At 63.3% G+C, this 17,659-nt stretch carries 15 protein-coding genes; 9 read left to right on the plus strand and 6 right to left on the minus strand.

Annotated elements, in window-relative coordinates:
• Nucleotides 1-153 precede the first annotated feature (153 nt).
• Nucleotides 154-1,362: an ammonium transporter gene (locus tag NPS58_RS01665; RefSeq protein WP_274113046.1), complete on the plus strand. Its 1,209-nt coding sequence runs from the start codon at nt 154-156 to the stop codon at nt 1,360-1,362.
• A gap of 6 nt (nt 1,363-1,368) precedes the next feature.
• Here the strand turns inward: NPS58_RS01665 and NPS58_RS01670 are convergent, their stop codons facing one another.
• The gene (locus NPS58_RS01670; RefSeq protein ID WP_274113048.1) at nt 1,369-3,327 is read right to left on the minus strand and encodes a monovalent cation:proton antiporter family protein; all 1,959 of its coding nucleotides are present in this window, start codon (nt 3,325-3,327) and stop codon (nt 1,369-1,371) included.
• A gap of 177 nt (nt 3,328-3,504) precedes the next feature.
• On the opposite strand from NPS58_RS01670, the gene NPS58_RS01675 reads away from it, so the two are divergent.
• From NPS58_RS01675 to NPS58_RS01690, 4 genes are all read left to right on the plus strand, one after another.
• On the plus strand, nt 3,505-3,741 hold the full coding sequence (locus NPS58_RS01675; protein WP_274113050.1) for a glutaredoxin family protein: 237 nt from the start codon (nt 3,505-3,507) through the stop codon (nt 3,739-3,741).
• 94 nt (nt 3,742-3,835) lie between these two features.
• Nucleotides 3,836-4,267: a D-Ala-D-Ala carboxypeptidase family metallohydrolase gene (locus tag NPS58_RS01680; protein WP_274113052.1), complete on the plus strand. Its 432-nt coding sequence runs from the start codon at nt 3,836-3,838 to the stop codon at nt 4,265-4,267.
• 92 nt (nt 4,268-4,359) lie between these two features.
• Nucleotides 4,360-4,671, plus strand: a complete 312-nt coding sequence (locus NPS58_RS01685; RefSeq protein ID WP_274113054.1) for a transcriptional regulator — start codon at nt 4,360-4,362, stop codon at nt 4,669-4,671.
• Between the two features lie 50 nt (nt 4,672-4,721).
• Entirely contained in the window at nt 4,722-5,609 is an 888-nt protein-coding gene (locus NPS58_RS01690) for a pseudouridine synthase (RefSeq protein WP_274113056.1), read from the plus strand.
• Between the two features lie 40 nt (nt 5,610-5,649).
• Here NPS58_RS01690 and NPS58_RS01695 read toward each other — a convergent pair whose 3' ends face one another.
• The 3 genes from NPS58_RS01695 to acnA all read right to left on the minus strand — a co-directional run bounded on the left by NPS58_RS01695 (nt 5,650) and on the right by acnA (nt 10,956).
• Entirely contained in the window at nt 5,650-7,215 is a 1,566-nt protein-coding gene (locus NPS58_RS01695; protein ID WP_274113058.1) for a methyl-accepting chemotaxis protein, read from the minus strand.
• 75 nt (nt 7,216-7,290) lie between these two features.
• Nucleotides 7,291-8,064 (minus strand): CPBP family intramembrane glutamic endopeptidase, encoded by a 774-nt coding sequence (locus tag NPS58_RS01700; protein WP_274113060.1) that lies wholly within the window; start codon nt 8,062-8,064, stop codon nt 7,291-7,293.
• 150 nt (nt 8,065-8,214) lie between these two features.
• Complete coding sequence (gene acnA, locus NPS58_RS01705; RefSeq protein WP_274113062.1) at nt 8,215-10,956, minus strand: aconitate hydratase AcnA; 2,742 nt, start codon at nt 10,954-10,956, stop codon at nt 8,215-8,217.
• A 253-nt stretch (nt 10,957-11,209) separates the two neighbouring features.
• Between acnA and rlmM the strand changes: the two genes are divergently transcribed.
• Entirely contained in the window at nt 11,210-12,274 is a 1,065-nt protein-coding gene (gene rlmM, locus NPS58_RS01710; protein ID WP_274113064.1) for a 23S rRNA (cytidine(2498)-2'-O)-methyltransferase RlmM, read from the plus strand.
• A 104-nt stretch (nt 12,275-12,378) separates the two neighbouring features.
• A complete protein-coding gene (gene tusA, locus NPS58_RS01715; RefSeq protein ID WP_274113066.1) occupies nt 12,379-12,621 on the plus strand; it encodes a sulfurtransferase TusA in 243 nt (80 codons plus the stop codon).
• On the opposite strand, the gene NPS58_RS01720 is transcribed toward tusA, so the two are convergent.
• The gene (locus NPS58_RS01720; RefSeq protein ID WP_425313011.1) at nt 12,618-14,015 is read right to left on the minus strand and encodes an MATE family efflux transporter; all 1,398 of its coding nucleotides are present in this window, start codon (nt 14,013-14,015) and stop codon (nt 12,618-12,620) included. The two genes, tusA and NPS58_RS01720, sit on opposite strands and share 4 nt — an antisense overlap.
• A gap of 154 nt (nt 14,016-14,169) precedes the next feature.
• Between NPS58_RS01720 and pdxB the strand changes: the two genes are divergently transcribed.
• On the plus strand, nt 14,170-15,312 hold the full coding sequence (gene pdxB, locus NPS58_RS01725; protein WP_274113070.1) for a 4-phosphoerythronate dehydrogenase PdxB: 1,143 nt from the start codon (nt 14,170-14,172) through the stop codon (nt 15,310-15,312).
• A 53-nt stretch (nt 15,313-15,365) separates the two neighbouring features.
• Here pdxB and NPS58_RS01730 read toward each other — a convergent pair whose 3' ends face one another.
• Entirely contained in the window at nt 15,366-15,542 is a 177-nt protein-coding gene (locus NPS58_RS01730; protein ID WP_274113072.1) for a PA1571 family protein, read from the minus strand.
• Between the two features lie 283 nt (nt 15,543-15,825).
• Here NPS58_RS01730 and NPS58_RS01735 point away from each other — a divergent pair, with 283 nt between their 5' ends.
• On the plus strand, nt 15,826-17,598 hold the full coding sequence (locus NPS58_RS01735) for an ABC transporter transmembrane domain-containing protein (RefSeq protein ID WP_274115334.1): 1,773 nt from the start codon (nt 15,826-15,828) through the stop codon (nt 17,596-17,598).
• Nucleotides 17,599-17,659 lie beyond the last annotated feature (61 nt).

The raw sequence follows: 17,659 nt of genomic DNA on the forward strand, positions 1-17,659 counted from the left end.
TTTAAACCTTAAACCAATCCACGACAAACCCAAGGAAAAACTCCACATATCAGCAGGATCGGCCAGGGAGGTGCCGTGCATGTGATCCAGGCTGGTGCAAAAAGGAGTTTTCCCGCGCTGTCTTGGTGCTCTTTTGAGAGGCCTGCCGACCTTATGGATAACCTGCAAAGTGCAGTGGACACGCTCGTTCACGGCTCCAACACACTGTTCATTCTGCTGGGTGCTGTCATGGTCCTGGCCATGCATGCCGGGTTCGCCTTTCTTGAGGTGGGCACCGTGCGGCACAAGAACCAGGTCAATGCCCTGTGCAAGATCCTCAGCGATTTCGCCGTTTCGACCCTGGCGTACTTTTTCGTGGGCTACTGGATTTCCTACGGTGTCAGTTTCCTGCAGCCGGCGGCCGTGCTGGGCAGTGAGCACGGCTACAACCTGGTGAAGTTTTTCTTCCTGCTGACCTTTGCCGCGGCAATCCCGGCAATCATCTCCGGCGGGATCGCCGAGCGGGCACGCTTTGCGCCGCAACTGTGCGCCACGGTGTTGATCGTTGCATTCGTCTATCCGTTTTTCGAAGGCATCGTCTGGAACGGCAACTTTGGTGTGCAAGCCTGGCTACAGGCGAGGTTCGGCGCCGGCTTCCACGACTTTGCAGGCTCCGTGGTGGTGCACGCCATGGGGGGATGGCTGGCGCTGGCGGCGGTGCTGTTGCTCGGTCCGCGCAACGGTCGCTATCGGGACGGCAAGTTGGTGGCGTTTGCGCCGTCGAACATTCCGTTCCTGGCCCTGGGCTCGTGGATTCTGATTGTCGGCTGGTTCGGCTTCAACGTCATGAGTGCCCAGACGCTGCAAGGCGTCAGTGGCCTGGTCGCGGTCAACTCCTTGATGGCCATGGTCGGTGGCACCGTGACGGCCTTGCTGGTGGGGCGCAATGACCCAGGTTTTCTGCACAACGGGCCATTGGCCGGTTTGGTGGCGGTGTGTGCAGGCTCCGACCTTATGCACCCGGTCGGTGCCCTGGCCACCGGCGCGATTGCCGGCGGGCTGTTCGTGTGGTGCTTCATTGCCGCACAGAACACCTGGAAGATCGACGATGTGCTGGGTGTCTGGCCGCTGCACGGCTTGTGCGGGGTGTGGGGCGGGATCGCCTGTGGGATCTTTGGCCAGACCGCCCTGGGGGGGCTGGGCGGCGTCAGCCTGATCAGTCAGCTGATCGGCAGCCTTGCCGGGGTGCTGGTGGCGTTGGTCGGTGGCTTTGCCGTCTATGGCGCGATCAAGGCGATGCATGGCCTGCGCCTGAGCCAGGAGCAGGAGTACTACGGCGCCGACCTGTCGATCCACAAGATCGGCGCCACCAACCAGGAGTGATCCGCCTCAGCGTCCCGCCACCAGTCGTGCCTCGCACGCCTCGAGGGCCGACAGCGGGCCGCTGAGCAACACCGCATCGCCGGCATGCAGGCAGGTGCCGGCATTCACCGCCAGCTCCTCGCCGTTGCGTTGCACGGCCTGCAGTTCGACGCCCAGCTGTTCCAGGTCAAGCTCGGTCAGCGGGCGTCCGCAGGCGTAAGCGTCGGCGCCGAGGTTGACCGCATGCATCATGGTCTTGGGCTGCCCCTCGCTGTCCACCGGGCTGGTCTGGGCGCCGTGGTAGAAGGCCTGGAGCATGCGATAGCGGGTCTGGCGCACTTCGTCGATGCGCTGCTGGACATGTTCCATCGGCAGGCCGAGCATCACCAGGGCGTGCGAGGCCAGCATCAGGCTCGACTCAAGCAACTCCGGCACAACGGCGGTTGCCCCGGCGGCACGCAACTCCTCGCGCTGACTGTCGTCGCGCGTGCGTACCAGCACCTGCACCTGGGCATGACGCTCTCGCGCCGCCTTGAGCACGCTCATGGCGATGTCGGTCTTGTCGACGGCGATTACCAGCAAGCGCGCGCGTTCGAGGCCGATGGCGCTGAGCAACTCGCCACGACGAGAGTCGCCGTAATGCACGCAACTTTCGCCGGCCGCGGCTTCCTGGACGCGTACCGGGTCGTCATCCAGGGCGATGAACGGAATGTTTTCCCGGCGCAGGAAGCGACCGATCGACTGGCCGACACGACCGTAGCCGCAGATCAGCACGTGGCCAGTCATCGAGGCGCTCTGGGCCTCGATTTCTTCCAGGTGGACTTCCTGGTTCGGCTTGCGGTGCAGGCGGGCAGCAATACCAGGCGCGGCGCGCAGCAGCAGCGGCGTCACCACCATCGAGCAGAAGGTGGCTGCCAGCAACAGGTTGCCGATGGATTCGGGCAACAGGTGGGTCTGCTGCATCTGCGCCATCAGGGCGAAACAGAACTCACCACCCTGGGCGAGGGCCAGGCCGCTGCGCCAGGCGGTTTCCGCATCGCTGCCGCGTAGCCGGACCAGTACCGCCACCACGATCCCTTTGACCAGCAGCAGGCCCAGGGTCAGCCCGAGGATTTCCAGGCCATGGGTGGCGAACAGCTGCAGGTCGATCAGCATGCCGATACTGACGAAGAACAAGCCCAGCAAGATGTCGCGAAACGGACGGATGTCCGCTTCGATCTGGTGGCGATAGTTGCTTTCGCCCAACAACATGCCGGCCAGGAACGCGCCCAGGGCAGGGGACAGGCCCAGCAGGTGGGTCAACCAGGCGGTCAACAGCACGATGACCAGCGCCAGCAACACGAACAGCTCCGCCGAATGGGAACTGGCCACTTCATGGAACAGGCGCGGCAGCAACCAGCGACTGGCCAGCAGCAGGCCGATGAACAACACCACGGTCTTTGCCAGGGTCAGCGGCAGCGCCCAGTACCAGGCTTGGCCGCCTTCGCCGGCGAACACCGGCACCAGTGTCAGCAGCAAGACAGCGACCACATCCTGGAACAGCAGCACACCGATGGCGTTCTGGCCATGGCTGCTGAAAATTTCCCCAAGGCTGGTCAGCTCCTTGCTGACGATGGCCGTGGACGACAAGGCAAGCCCGGCACCCAGCAGCAACGCAGCATTCGCAGGCATCCCCAACAGTGCCAGCAACCCGGCCAGCAGCACTGCCGTACAGATCACTTGCAGGCTGCCCAGACCAAACACGACGTTGCGCAGGGCGAGCATTTTCGACAGGGAGAACTCTAGGCCCAGGGAAAACAGCAGGAACACCACTCCCATTTCTGCAAGGTCTGGCAGTTCTTCGCTTTCGTTGACCCAGTTCAGGGCGGTGGGGCCGACAAACAGGCCGACGCACAGGTAGCCCAGCACCGGGGGCAATTTCAGTCGTCTGAAGAAGGCAATGACGACCAGTGACGAGGCCAGGATGATCAACAGGTTGGCGAACACAAAACACTCCATGTAGGAAAGCGGCAAAAAACCAGTAAGTCTGAACAATAGTCGCTGTTCGAGGGCTGACCTGGATCAGGGGACCGGAAGTCAGGCCGGGTCTGGGCCTTCTGCTCGACGGTCCGTGGCAGCAGACCTAGAATAATGACTCTTTGTAACTATTGCCGGTACCTGTAGATGCCTCCTGAATGCCAATTGTTCGGCACCCTCGGTTGCCACCTGTGTGAAGTGGCCGAAGCCGTGTTGATGCCCTTTGTCGAACACGGCCTGCTGGTCGAGCTGGTCGACATCGCCGATGACGAGACCCAGGTCGAACGCTACGGCCTGCGGATTCCGGTGCTGCGTCGCTGCGACACCGGGGCCGAGTTGAACTGGCCGTTCGATGCCGAGCAGGTGGTGTCCTTCCTGCAGTGAAGTAGTCGTTTGCGTGGAGCGATTTCCTGTTGTGCGCGACAGGGCGTCGGCATGGACAATCCTGGCTTTGCAACGGCATGCCAAGGAGCGGGCCATGTACTTGAGTGAACACTTCACACTGGCTGAAATGGTCGTATCGGAGACGGCGGCGCGTCGAGGAATCGACAACACGCCCACCCCGTCGATCATGGCCAACCTTCGTCGCTTGTGCGCTTTTCTCGAGCAGGTTCGCCTGCTGCACGGTAAGCCGGTGTTGGTCAGCAGTGCCTATCGCAATGTCGAGTTGAACACTGCCCTGGGTGGCTCGACCAGCAGCGCTCACACCCGTGGCCTGGCAGCGGATATCAATGTGCCTGGCGTCACGCCGGCAGCATTGGCGCAATGCATGGCCGACAGCCCGCTGATGTTCGACCAGGTGATTCTCGAATTTGACCAGTGGGTACACATCGGCCTCGCCGATGGACAACAGCGCCGTCAGTTACTGACGATTCGCCGGGGCACCGGCTACCTTCCGGGCCTGGTCTGACAGCCAGTGCCTGATTGACGCCAAAGACATCTCTGAATATGCTGTATATAAATACAGTATGTGGGGTGGCGTTTACCCCGAGGGTCCGGATCATGGTCAATGTCGAACAACTGAAATACACCGTCAATCGTATGTCCACCGAGGTGGTGAGCGAGGCGGTGCTGGAGTTGCGCCTCGATGGCCTGGTGCTGGAGGGCAAGACGCCATTCAATAAATTGCATTTCAACACCTGCTTCGCCGAGATCGAAGCCTTGTTCCAGCGTGCCGGTTATCATCGTCCGCTGGACGTGGTGGGTTACCAGGGGCTCATCTATGCGTTGTACGACCCAAGCCGCTGGGAGGCTGTCGATGTACTGCGCTGGCTCAAGGAGTTCGTCGAGGCGGCCGCCACCCAGGTTGGCTGAGGCGCCAGGCATGAGGGATAATGCCCGGTCCATCCGTCACGAGCGTTTCCATGGCCACTGCCCCTTTCGATCCGGCCCAGCACCAAGCCAGCACGGTCTGCCTGCCACCTGGCAACTGGGCGACCGTGCTCGACTGCCTGAGCGACCATTTCAGCGCCATCGGGCGCGAGCAGTGGCTTGACCGCATTGCCCGCGGGCGGGTGCTGGACGCCCAAGGGCAGCCGATAGCGGTGACACTGGCCTACAAGCCCGGGTTGCGCATCCACTATTTCCGCGAAGTGCCCAACGAGAAACCGATTCCGGTTGTCGAACAGATCCTCCACGTCGATGAGCACCTGGTGGTCGCGGACAAACCTCATTTTCTGCCGGTCACCCCGACGGGCGAGTATGTCGAGCACACCTTGTTGCGCCGGCTGATTCGCCGTCTGGACAACCCCAACCTGGTGCCCCTGCATCGCATCGACCGGCACACCGCCGGGCTCGTGCTGTTCTCTGCCAATGCGCAGAGTCGCTCGGCCTATCAGTCGCTGTTCCCCACCCGCCAGATCGACAAGCGTTACCAGGCGATTGCCCGGGCGCTGCCCGAGCTCGAGTTTCCCTTGGTGCACAAGAGCCGCATGGTCAGCGGCGAGCCGTTCTTTCGCATGCAGGAAGTCGAAGGGCAGGCCAACAGTGAGACCCTGGCCCAGGTGCTCGAGAAGCACGGCGACCTCTGGCGGTACGGGTTGTCGCCGGTCACCGGCAAGACGCACCAGTTGCGCGTGCACATGACTGCGCTGGGGGCGAGTATCTGCAACGATCCGTTCTACCCACAGGTGGTGCACGCGCCGGATGACTACAGCAAGCCGCTCAAGTTGCTGGCCCATAGCCTGCGCTTCAAGGATCCGCTCAGTGGCGAAGAACGCTATTTCGAAAGCCGGCTGACGCTCGACTGGTAAGGCGGGAAAACGGCGCACCGACACGGGTGCGCCGTTTTTTTTAGCGGTTGAAACGCTCGACCAACGAGTACTGGCTGGTGGCCGTGCGGGTCAGCTCCTCGCTGAGCAGGGCCGAATGCTGGGCTTGCTCGGAGGTCTGGTCCGCCAACTCGGCGATGGTGCTGATATTGCGGCTGATCTCGTCGGCCACAGCGGTCTGCTCTTCGGTCGCGGCGGCGATCTGGGTGGTCATGTCGGTGATGTTGGCCACCGCTTCACTGATACCCACCAAAGCCTGGTCCGCTTCCATCACCCGTGCCACGCCTTCCTCGGCCTGGCGATGACCGGCTTCCATGGTTTGCACGGCATTGGTGGCGGTCTGCTGCAGCTTGGCGATCAGGTTGTGGATCTGCCCGGTCGACTCGGCAGTTCGCTGGGCCAGTTGGCGAACCTCATCGGCCACCACGGCAAAGCCTCGGCCCATCTCGCCGGCACGGGCCGCTTCGATGGCCGCATTGAGCGCCAGCAGGTTGGTCTGATCGGCAATCCCCTTGATCACATCGACTACGCCACCGATTTCGTCGCTGTCGCGGGCCAGTTGAGTCACGGTCAGGCCAGTCTCGCCCACGGCGGCCGACAGCCGCTGGATGGCATCGCGGGTTTCGCCGGCGATGTCGCGGCCACGCCCGGTCAGGCGATTGGCTTCCTGGGTGGCATCGGCCGTGCGCTGCACGTGATTGGCCACTTCCTGGGTGGTGGCGGCCATCTGGTTGACGGCGGCAGCGACCTGTTCGGTCTCGACCCGCTGGCGCTCCAGGCCCGAGGAACTGTTATGGGCCAGGGTGTCGGACTGCCGCGCCTGTTCGTTGAGGTGCTCGGCGGTATCCTGCAGGCGCGTCAGGCAGGTCTTCATGCGGGCATCCTGACTGAGCATGGCCATTTCCAGGCGTGCCTGGACGCCACGGCTGTCGGTGTACATCTGCGCGATCAACGGGTCGGAGGTGGTCTGTTCGGCCAGGCGCAGCAGGCGCTTGAGGCCGCGCTGCTGCCAGCTGAGGCCCAGCAGGCCCAGCGGTACCGACAGGGCTGCGGCCAGGGCGAACCCCCAGGAGTGCCCCAGCCAGCTGCCGATCAGAAAACCGATCTGGCTGATCAGAATGAACGGCAACCAGTCCTGCACCACCGGCAGCCATTTATCGCGACGCGGAATCGCCGGCTTGCCCTGGTTGATGCGCTGGTACAGGGCTTCCCCCCGGCGGATCTGTTCGGCCGTGGGCTTGACCCGCACCGATTCGAAGCCTACGACCTGATTGTTCTCGAACACCGGCGTGACATAGGCGTTGACCCAATAGTGGTCGCCGTTCTTGCAGCGGTTCTTGACGATGCCCATCCACGGCAAGCCTTGCTTGAGCGTGGCCCACATGTGCGCGAACACGGCAGGTGGCACATCCGGGTGACGCACCAGGTTGTGCGGGGCACGCATCAACTCCTCGCGGGAAAACCCGCTGATCTCGACGAAGGCATCGTTGCAATAGGTGATCACACCCTTGGCATCGGTGGTGGAGATCAAGCGTTGTTGAGCAGGGAAAGTCCGTTCGCGCTGGGTAATCGGCTGGTTGTTACGCATAAGCTGTTCAATCCGCAAGGCTTTCGAGGGGTATCGGCAGCGTGGAGGTTTTATTGAATGAAAATTTGCAGTTCGTCACAGTTTCAGCATGGGGTAGGTGAAGCCGGCGAAGTGGCTCAGGTTGAGCGCGAAATGGCAGAGCACGGCGGCGAACAACCCACCCTGGCGATAGGCCAGGCCGTAGCCGAGCCCTGCCACGGTTGCCAGCAGCATCCACTGCCAGCCTGCTCCCAGGTGAGCCAGGCCGAACAGGCCGCTGGCCAGCATCAGCGCCAGTGTGCGGCTGTTCAGCAGCCGCTCGAGGCCACCCTGGATGTACCCCCGAAACAGCAACTCTTCGGTCAGGCTGACCAGTAGCAGGTTGTTCAATGCCCAGATCCAGGCCTGCCCGGGCCATTTCGGTGCCCAGGCCACGACGCCCAACAGCCAGGCAGCGCCCAGGCACACCGCGATGACCGTCGGCAGTGTCAGGGCCAGACCGGCCAGTGGGCGTTTGGCGCCGATACCCAGCACCCCGGGACAGGCCAACAGCAGCCAGAAGCCGATCAGGGGTTTGTCCAGGTTCAGGTACATCGAAAACGGCAGGGCGCCTTCGCTGAAAATCGCCGCGTCGATGACCTTTGCGCTTTGGAAGCCGGGGAGCCAGTGCAACGCCAGGCACAGTGCGAGCAACAAGAACAGGACATGGCCGAGCGACTGCTGCCAGCGGGCGGAGCGGTTCACCAGCATGCCGGCGCACACCAGCGCGATCAGGCCAGGCAGGGCAAGCAGGCCAAGGCTGCCGTGAACCAGTGCAAAGGCGTAGCCCAGGCCGAGCAGGGCCAGTCCGATTCCTTGCGAGACGAGCATATGGATTCCTTTGGCAGTAAGACCTGATGCTTACGACTTCCCGTGCGGCAGCCGGGACACGTTCAGCGGCCATGCCAAGGACGGGGCGCGCAGCCGTTCTGGCCGGTGCCCCGAGGAAAAAGGCCCGGCCACATGGGCCGGGCCATTGCTTCAGGCTGCGATCAATTGCCGCAACACATAGTGCAGGATGCCGCCTGCCTTGAAGTACTCCACCTCGTTGAGGGTATCGATGCGGCACAACACCTCGATCTGTTCCTGGCGACCATCGGTGCGAGTGATCTTCAGGTTCAGCGGCATGTGAGGCCGGATGTGCGCGTTGCTCAGGCCGAGGATGTCGATGCGCTCGCTCCCGTCCAGGGCGAGGGTCTTGCGGGTCTGGCCAGCGCTGAACTGCAGGGGCAACACCCCCATGCCGACCAGGTTGGAGCGATGGATACGTTCGAAGCTCTCGGCCAGCACCGCCTTGATCCCCAGCAGGTTGGTACCCTTGGCCGCCCAGTCGCGGCTGGAGCCGGTGCCGTACTCCTGGCCTGCGATCACCACCAGAGGGGTGTGGTCTGCCTGGTAGCGCATGGCCGCGTCATAGATCGCCATCTTCTCGCCCGTGGGCGCATACAGCGTGTTGCCGCCTTCTTCGCCGCCGAGCATTTCGTTGCGGATGCGGATGTTGGCGAACGTGCCGCGCATCATCACTTCATGGTTGCCCCGGCGTGAACCATAGGAGTTGAAATCCCGCGGCTCCACGCCCTTGTCGCGCAGGTAGCGGCCGGCGGGGCTGTCAGCCTTGATGTTGCCGGCCGGGGAGATGTGGTCGGTGGTCACCGAGTCACCGAGCAGGGCCAGTACCCGGGCGCCATGAATGTCTTCGATGTGTGGCAAGGGGCCGGTGATGTCATCGAAGAATGGTGGATGCTGAATGTAGGTGGAGTCGTCCTGCCAGACATAGGTGGCGGCCTGGGGCACTTCGATCGCTTGCCATTGGGCATCGCCGGCGAAGACTTCGGCGTATTCCTTGTGGAACATCGCGGTGTTGACGCTGGCGACCGCCGCGGCGATCTCCTGCTGGCTTGGCCAGATGTCGCGCAGGTATACAGGCTGCCCGTCCTTGCCGGTACCCAGCGGCTCGGTTGACAGGTCCAGGCGCACGCTGCCGGCCAGGGCATAGGCCACGACCAGCGGAGGCGAGGCCAGCCAGTTGGTTTTCACCAGCGGATGCACCCGGCCTTCGAAGTTGCGGTTGCCCGAGAGCACCGAGGCGACGGTGAGGTCGGCGCCGGTGATGGCTTTTTCGATGGCCTCGTCCAGCGGCCCGGAGTTGCCGATACAGGTGGTGCAGCCGTAGCCGACCAGGTCGAAGCCAAGCTCATCCAGGTAAGGCGTAAGGCCGGCCGCGCGGTAGTAGTCGGTGACCACCTTGGAGCCGGGGGCGAGCGAGCTCTTGACCCAGGGTTTGCGTTTGAGGCCTTTTTCGACGGCTTTTTTCGCCACCAGGCCCGCGGCCATCATGACGCTCGGGTTGGAGGTGTTGGTGCAGGAGGTGATGGCCGCGATCACCACCGCGCCATCGCGCAGCAGGTGGCTCTGGCCTTCATGCTCGTAGCTGACTTCACCGGCCTGGTCGGCATTGCCCACGGCCACACCGCCGCCACCTTCACTTTCGAGGCGGCCTACCTCCTTGTTGGAGGCGCGCAGTTGCAGGCCGAGGAAATTGTCGAACGCCTGGCTGACCTGCGACAGGGCGACCCGGTCCTGGGGACGCTTGGGCCCGGCCAGGCTGGCTTCGACTTCGTGCATGTCCAGCGCCAGGGTGTCGGTGAACACCGGTTCCTGGCCGGGCAGGCGCCACAGGCCCTGCTCCTTGCAGTAGGCTTCGACCAGCTTGACGGTCGCTTCGGGGCGGCCCGACAGGCGCAAATAGTCGAGGGTGACCTGGTCGACCGGGAAGAATCCGCAAGTGGCCCCGTATTCCGGGGCCATGTTGGCAATGGTGGCGCGGTCGGCCAGCGGCAAGTCGGCCAACCCGTCACCGTAGAACTCGACGAATTTGCCGACCACGCCTTTCTTGCGCAGCATCTGGGTGACCGTCAGCACCAGGTCGGTGGCGGTGATGCCTTCACGCAATTTGCCGGTCAGTTTGAAGCCGATGACTTCCGGAATCAGCATCGATACCGGCTGGCCGAGCATGGCCGCCTCGGCCTCGATACCGCCAACGCCCCAGCCGAGTACGCCCAGGCCGTTGATCATGGTGGTGTGCGAGTCGGTGCCGACCAGGGTGTCGGGGAAAGCGTAGGTACGGCCGTCTTCCTCGCGGGTCCAGACTGTGCGGCCGAGGTATTCCAGGTTGACCTGGTGGCAGATTCCGGTTCCGGGCGGCACCACGCTGAAGTTATCGAAGGCGTTCTGGCCCCAACGCAGGAAGGCATAGCGTTCGCCGTTGCGCTGCATCTCGATGTCGACGTTCTGGGCGAAGGCGTCCTGGCTGGCATACCGGTCGACCATCACCGAATGGTCGATGACCAGGTCCACCGGGGACAGCGGATTGATTCGTTGCGGGTCGCCGCCGGCCTTGGCCATGGCGGCGCGCATGGCGGCCAGGTCGACCACCGCCGGTACGCCGGTGAAGTCCTGCATCAACACCCGTGCCGGGCGATACTGGATCTCGCGGTCGGAGCGACGCTCCTTGAGCCAGTCGGCCAGGGCGCCAAGGTCGTCGCGGGTGACGGTCTTGGCGTCTTCCCAGCGCAGCAGGTTTTCCAGCAGCACTTTCAGCGACATGGGCAGGCGTTGCAGATCGCCGAGGCTCTTGGCGGCTTCGGTCAGGCTGAAGTAGTGATAGGTACGGTCGGCGACCGTCAAGGTCTTGAGGGTTTTCAGGCTATCGAGCGAGGGCATTTCCAACTCCTTCTGCGCCGGTGAACGGCAATCTTCCCTGCAGTCGCCGATTCACCGCCTCTGTGACGGTCCGCACGGCACGGACCTGGCTGAGCGGTCAGGTTAGCCCTGTTTGGCGTGCCTGACCAAGTACTGGACCGGCGGGGCGTGTCGCAGGTTCCGAACTTCCTTTATCATTCGCCGATTTACCGGCGCTGTTCATTGCGCCCGGTCAGGGTTGGGGCGATTGGCCACCAACCGCTCTGGAGTGAAGATGAATACCCTGTTTATGCATTGCCGGCCCGGTTTCGAGGGTGAAGTGTGTTCCGAAATCGCCGATCACGCCGCGCGATTGAACGTCGCCGGCTACGCCAAGGCCAAGCCGCAGAGTGCTTGCGCCGAATTCATCTGCAACGATGCCGACAGCGCCGAGCGCTTGATGCGCGAACTGCGCTTCAGCCAATTGATCTTCCCCCGGCAGTGGGCCCGTGGCGCCTTCATCGAGCTGCCGGAAACCGACCGGATCAGTGTGCTGCTGGAGTCGCTGGGCGATTACCCGGTGTGTGGCAGCCTGTGGCTGGAAGTCATGGACACCAACGACGGCAAGGAGCTTTCGACCTTCTGCCGCAAGTTCGAGGTGCCGCTGCGAAAGGCCCTTAACAAGGCCGGGCGCCTGGTCGACGACCCGAACAAGCCACGCCTGCTGCTGACCTTTGTCAGTGGCCGGCGAGTGTTTGTCGGCCTGGCAGCGGCAGACAACTCGGCGATGTGGCCGATGGGCATCCCGCGCCTGAAATTCCCCCGCGAAGCGCCGAGCCGCTCGACCCTGAAGCTCGAAGAGGCCTGGCATCACTTCATCCCCCGTGACCAGTGGGAGGCGCGGCTGTCGGACGACATGACCGGCGTCGACCTCGGTGCGGCGCCGGGTGGCTGGACCTACCAGCTGGTCAAGCGAGGCATGCTGGTGACGGCCATTGATAATGGCCCGATGGCCGAGAGCCTGATGGATACCGGCCTGGTCCAGCACCTGATGGCGGACGGCTTTACCTACAAGCCCAGGCAGACCGTCGACTGGATGGTCTGCGATATCGTCGAAAAGCCGGCGCGCAGTGCCGCATTGCTGGAGACCTGGTTGGGCGAGGGGTTGTGCCGGGAAGCGGTGGTCAACCTCAAGCTGCCGATGAAGCAGCGCTACGCCGAGGTGAAACGCTTGCTGGAGCGTATCGAGGAAGGTTTCAAGGTGCGCAAGGTCAAGGTGTCGATTGGCTGCAAGCAGCTGTATCACGACCGTGAAGAAGTCACCTGCCACCTGCGCCGCCTGGACATCAAGCCACGGTAGGAGCGGGCTTGCCCCGCGATTAGGCCGATGCAGCCCATGCAAGTCGCGGGGGTGACCTCGCTGCTTGCCTGAGCGACAATAGCGGATTGTTTCCGGAGTTCTCCATGACCGACTTCACCCCCGACGCCATCCTCGACGCCACGGGCCTCAACTGCCCAGAGCCTGTGATGATGCTGCACCAGCACGTGCGCGACCTGGCCGCTGGCGGCTTGCTCAAGGTGATCGCCACCGATCCGTCGACCCGTCGCGATATCCCCAAGTTCTGTGTGTTTCTGGGCCACGAGCTGGTCCAGCAACAGGAAGACGCGGGCACCTACCTGTACTGGATCCGCAAGAAAGCCGATTAAGCCCGTTCAGCGCGGCGGATGTGCTTGCCGCTGCTGCGCGCCAGCCGAATCGACAGCATCAGGGCGGCGCAGGTCAGCCCGGCGATGAGACCTTCCCACAAGCCGTTGGGGCCGCTGGCCGGCCCGAAGTAGTCGGTAAGGCCCAGCAGGTAGCCGACCGGCAGGCCGATGCCCCAGTAGGCGAACAGGGTCAGGATCATGGTTACCCGGGTGTCCTGGTAACCACGCAGGGCGCCTGCTGCGATCACCTGGATCGCATCCGAGAACTGATACAGCGCGGCGTACACGATCAGCATCGCGGCAATCTGGATCACTGCGGTATCCGGGGTGTAGATCGAGGCGATCGGCTCGCGCATCAGCAGGATCAACCCCGCCGAGAAGCAGGCAAACACCAGCGCCGCACCCAGGCCGACCAGGGCGGCAAAGCGGGCCTGGCGAGGTTCGCCCGCGCCAATCGCCTGGCCGACCCGTACCGTTACCGCCATCCCCAGTGAATACGGAATCATGAACAGCAGCGAGCTGATGTTCAGGGCAATCTGGTGCCCGGCCACCACGGTCGGGCCGAGGCTGCCGATCAACAGGGCAATCACTGCGAAAATGCTCGATTCGGCGAACACCGCGATGCCGATGGGCAGGCCGACCCCCATCAAGCGCTTGATCACCGCCCATTGAGGGCGCTCGAAGCGCACAAGTACGCGGCTGTTCCGGTAGACCGGCGCCCAGCGGCTCCAGCCGGCCATGCTCAGCGCCATGAACCACATGACAATGCCACTGGCCCAGCCGCACCCGACGCCACCCAGGGCCGGCAGGCCCAAGTGCCCATAGATCAGCACGTAGTTGAGCGGGATGTTCAGCAGCAGGCCCAGTAAACCAATGACCATGCTCGGCCGGGTGCGGCCCAGGCCATCGCTGTAGCAGCGCAGCACGTAGTAGAGGGCAATGCCGGGGAAACCGAAGGCGATGCCTTGCAGATAACCCATGCTGGGTTCGATCAACTGCGGATCGACCTTCATCAACTGCAAGACCGGTTGCGCGCTGACCAGCAGGCCACTGGCAATCAACCCGACAATCAGCGCCAGCCACAGGGCCTGGCGCACCAGTGGACCGATCTCGGCGTGCTGGCCGGCGCCAAAGCGCTGGGCGACCTTGGGCGTGGTGGCCAGCAGAATGCCGGTCATCAGCAGGAACACCGGAATCCAGATCGAGTTGCCCAGCGCCACCGCAGCCAGGTCGCGCGGGCTGACCCGGCCGGCCATCACGGCATCGACGAAGCCCATGGCGGTGGTGGCCAGTTGCGCAATGATGATGGGCGTTGCCAGCAGCAACAGGTTGCGCAGTTCGGTGCGAATGTGGGACAGGCGAGACAGGGCAGCAGAGGGGGTGTCGGTGGTCATTGATGTCACAAGGCGAGCGTCCACAGGAAAGTTGCGCGGAACAGCGTAGTGTACGCGTTGACGCATCGGTCAGGAAACTCATCGGCGGGTTTGCCGCCTAGCTGGATTAGCCCCTGGCAAGCGCCTACACTGCGCTCCCCGATAGGAGAGCGCCATGCTGATAGTTGCCGACGAGAATATCCCCTTGCTCGATGCCTTCTTTGCAGGTTTCGGCGAAATCCGCCGTTACCCTGGACGCGCGATCGACGCGGCCTGCGTGAAAGACGCCGATGTTCTGCTGGTGCGCTCGGTGACTCGGGTCGACCAGGCGTTGCTCGAGGGCAGCAAGGTGCGTTTTGTGGGGACTTGCACCATTGGCACCGATCACCTGGCCCTGGATTACTTCGCCCAGGCCGGCATCCAGTGGTCCAGTGCCCCCGGCTGCAACGCGCGCGGGGTAGTGGATTATGTATTGGGCAGCCTGCTGACCCTGGCCGAACTCGATGGTGCCGAGCTGCCTGGCCGCACCTATGGCGTCGTCGGCGCCGGTGAAGTAGGCGGGCGCCTGGTCGAGGTGCTGCGTGGCCTGGGCTGGAACGTGCTGGTCTGCGATCCTCCACGCCATGCTCGTGAAGGCGGCGACTATGTCAGCCTCGAACGCATTCTCGCGGACTGCGATGTGATCAGCCTGCACACCCCATTGACCCGAGAGGGCGAGCACGCCACCTGGCATCTGCTCGATGATCGGCAACTGGCAGGTGTGCGCCCAGGCACCTGGCTGATCAACGCCAGCCGTGGCCCGGTCATCGACAATGGGGCACTGCGCGAGCTGCTGCTTGAACGCGAAGACGTACTGGCCGTGTTGGATGTCTGGGAGGGCGAACCGCAGGTCGACCTGGAACTGGCCGACCTCTGTGTATTGGCTACGCCGCATATCGCCGGCTACAGCCTGGACGGCAAGCAACGTGGCACGGCGCAGATCTACCAGGCCTTCTGTGCCTGGCGCGGTGAGCCGGCCACGGTGCAGCTGGCGGATTTGCTGCCACAACCCTGGCTGGCAGAGATCGGCCTGCAGGCCGAGACCGACCCGGCCTGGGCCCTGGCTACCCTGTGCCGCGCCGTGTACGACCCGCGCCGCGACGATGCGGATTTTCGTCGTAGCCTGAGCAGTGACCCGGTCGAGCAAAAAGCGGCGTTCGACACGCTGCGCAAGCACTATCCACCTCGTCGCGAAATCGAAGGCCTGAGCGTGCGGTTGCACGGCGACGCGCCACGACTGGCGCAGATGGTCCGTGCCCTGGGTGGCGTGCTGGTCTGAATTGCAGGCAATAAAAACCCGGCGCAGGCGCCGGGTTGAAGAATCCGGGTGGGTCAGTCTTTCTTGGCGAGTTCTTTGCGGCTTTGCTCCAGCTTCTCGCAGGCTTGCTGGATCATCTCTTCGGTGATCGTGATCTCTTTGCCATGTTGGTCAATGATCGATCCACCTACCGGCGCCTGTGGGTTGGGCGCGGTTTTTTGCTGCGTGTTACTACCCTGTTGCAAGCCCATTTCCTGTCTCCTCATCAGGTTGCAAGCTCAGACTAGATGCGCTTCGTGACCGGGCTGTGACAGCCTCTTCGATGATCACTGTACGACCCTTCCAGTCCACCAGAAAGCCGAGTAAACCTCCAGCAGTACTTTAGAACGAAACGATCTAGCCACTTTCGGGGCGGACCTTAACGGTTCGCACGCCCCGGTGCAGATCCGACGATCCCATATTGCCATGAGTTCCTTGGCGCAAGACGAGCGGTCAGGTGTAGGCTGGGCGAAACTGCTGACCAACGGTCCTTCCATGCTCAATCGCTTTTCATCCCGCCAGCGTCAGGCACTGCGCCTGGGCTGGCGCTTCATTCGTCCCTATCGCAAGCAGGTGCTGCTGGCTTTGCTGGCGTTGGTGATCACCGCGGGGATCACCTTGTCGCTGGGACAGGGCATACGCCTGATGGTCGATCAAGGTTTCATGACCCGTTCACCGCACCTGCTCAACCAATCCATCGGCTTTTTCCTGGTGTTGGTGGTGGCCCTAGCGGTCGGCACCTTCAGCCGTTTTTACCTGGTGTCGTGGATCGGCGAACGCTGCGTGGCCGATATCCGCCAGCAGGTGTTCGATCACTTGATCTACCTGCACCCAGGGTTTTTCGAGAGCAACCGCAGCTCGGAAATCCAGTCGCGCCTGACCGCCGATACCACCTTGCTGCAATCGGTGATCGGCTCGTCGCTGTCGCTGTTTCTGCGCAACGCCCTGATGGTGCTGGGGGGGATCGTTTTACTGTTCGTCACCAACCCCAAGCTCACCAGCATCGTGGTGCTGGCCTTGCCCCTGGTGCTGGCGCCGATCCTGATATTCGGGCGACGGGTGCGCACCTTGTCGCGCCAGAGCCAGGACCGCGTGGCCGATGTGGGTAGCTATGTGGCCGAGACCCTGGGGCAGATCAAGACCGTGCAGGCCTACAACCATCAGGCGCGCGACCAGTTGCGCTTCGGCAGCACCGTAGAGGCGGCCTTCAGCGTCGCACGCAAGCGCATCCTGCAACGAGCCTGGCTGATTACCCTGGTGATCGTGCTGGTGCTCGGCGCCGTGGGCGTGATGCTCTGGGTGGGTGGCATGGATGTGATCGCCGGGCGGATTTCGGCAGGCGAGCTGGCCGCCTTCGTTTTCTACAGCCTGATCGTCGGCAGTGCTTTTGGCACTCTCAGTGAGGTGATAGGCGAGCTGCAGCGCGCGGCCGGGGCGGCAGAGCGCATTGCCGAGCTGCTGGCTGCGCGCAGCGAAATCTCGGCCCCGGCGCAAGGGCTGGAGCACACGCCGCCTTGGGTCAGCGGCCGACTTGAACTGCAGGACCTGCACTTTGCCTATCCCTCGCGGCCAGAGCCCGCGGCCATCGCTGGCTTGAGCCTTGCCGTGGCGCCTGGGGAAACCCTGGCCCTGGTCGGGCCTTCGGGGGCTGGCAAGTCGACCTTGTTCGACCTGTTGCTGCGTTTTTACGATCCTCAGCAGGGCCGCATCCTGCTGGACGGCCAGGACCTGAGCCGTCTCGATCCCCAGGACCTGCGCCGACACTTCGCCCTGGTGGCGCAGAACCCGGCGCTGTTCTTTGGCACCGTTGAAGAGAACATTCGCTACGGACGCGCCGATGCCACGCCTGAGCAGGTACAAGCGGCTGCGCGCAGTGCCCATGCCCATGAATTCATTCTGCAGTTGCCTCAGGGCTATCAGACGCACCTGGGCGATGCCGGCCTGGGGTTGTCCGGCGGGCAGCGCCAGCGCCTGGCGATTGCCCGGGCCTTGCTGGTGGATGCGCCGATCTTGCTGCTCGACGAGGCCACCAGCGCCCTCGATGCCCAGAGCGAGCACCTGATCCAGCAGGCCTTGCCGACCTTGATGAGCGGGCGCACCACCCTGGTGATTGCCCACCGCCTGGCCACGGTCCAGCATGCCGATCGTATCGCCGTCATCGACCAGGGGCGGCTGGTGGCGGTGGGCACTCACCGCCAACTGATCGCCGAGAGTCCGTTGTACGCCCGGTTGGCCGCCTTGCAGTTCAACATCGTTACGGATTTGTGACGGGGTTCCATGGCCTTGTCACATTTCTGTAGTAATCCCTTGAGAGTATCTATTCCAGCTG

Source organism: Pseudomonas putida, from assembly GCF_028682455.1.
Lineage (GTDB): Bacteria > Pseudomonadota > Gammaproteobacteria > Pseudomonadales > Pseudomonadaceae > Aquipseudomonas > Aquipseudomonas putida_AA.

Bases quoted from the DNA above. Each gene is read 5' to 3' on its own strand.
- NPS58_RS01695 (WP_274113058.1), bottom strand. From the start codon at position 7,215: ATGCGTAACAACCAGCCGATTACCCAGCGCGAACGGACTTTCCCTGCT.
- NPS58_RS01685 (WP_274113054.1), top strand. From the start codon at position 4,360: ATGGTCAATGTCGAACAACTGAAATACACCGTCAATCGTATGTCCACC.
- tusA (WP_274113066.1), top strand. From the start codon at position 12,379: ATGACCGACTTCACCCCCGACGCCATCCTCGACGCCACGGGCCTCAAC.
- NPS58_RS01665 (WP_274113046.1), top strand. From the start codon at position 154: ATGGATAACCTGCAAAGTGCAGTGGACACGCTCGTTCACGGCTCCAAC.
- rlmM (WP_274113064.1), top strand. From the start codon at position 11,210: ATGAATACCCTGTTTATGCATTGCCGGCCCGGTTTCGAGGGTGAAGTG.
- NPS58_RS01720 (WP_425313011.1), bottom strand. From the start codon at position 14,015: ATGACCACCGACACCCCCTCTGCTGCCCTGTCTCGCCTGTCCCACATT.
- NPS58_RS01735 (WP_274115334.1), top strand. From the start codon at position 15,826: ATGCTCAATCGCTTTTCATCCCGCCAGCGTCAGGCACTGCGCCTGGGC.
- NPS58_RS01675 (WP_274113050.1), top strand. From the start codon at position 3,505: ATGCCTCCTGAATGCCAATTGTTCGGCACCCTCGGTTGCCACCTGTGT.
- NPS58_RS01730 (WP_274113072.1), bottom strand. From the start codon at position 15,542: ATGGGCTTGCAACAGGGTAGTAACACGCAGCAAAAAACCGCGCCCAAC.
- NPS58_RS01680 (WP_274113052.1), top strand. From the start codon at position 3,836: ATGTACTTGAGTGAACACTTCACACTGGCTGAAATGGTCGTATCGGAG.
- acnA (WP_274113062.1), bottom strand. From the start codon at position 10,956: ATGCCCTCGCTCGATAGCCTGAAAACCCTCAAGACCTTGACGGTCGCC.
- NPS58_RS01690 (WP_274113056.1), top strand. From the start codon at position 4,722: ATGGCCACTGCCCCTTTCGATCCGGCCCAGCACCAAGCCAGCACGGTC.
- NPS58_RS01700 (WP_274113060.1), bottom strand. From the start codon at position 8,064: ATGCTCGTCTCGCAAGGAATCGGACTGGCCCTGCTCGGCCTGGGCTAC.
- pdxB (WP_274113070.1), top strand. From the start codon at position 14,170: ATGCTGATAGTTGCCGACGAGAATATCCCCTTGCTCGATGCCTTCTTT.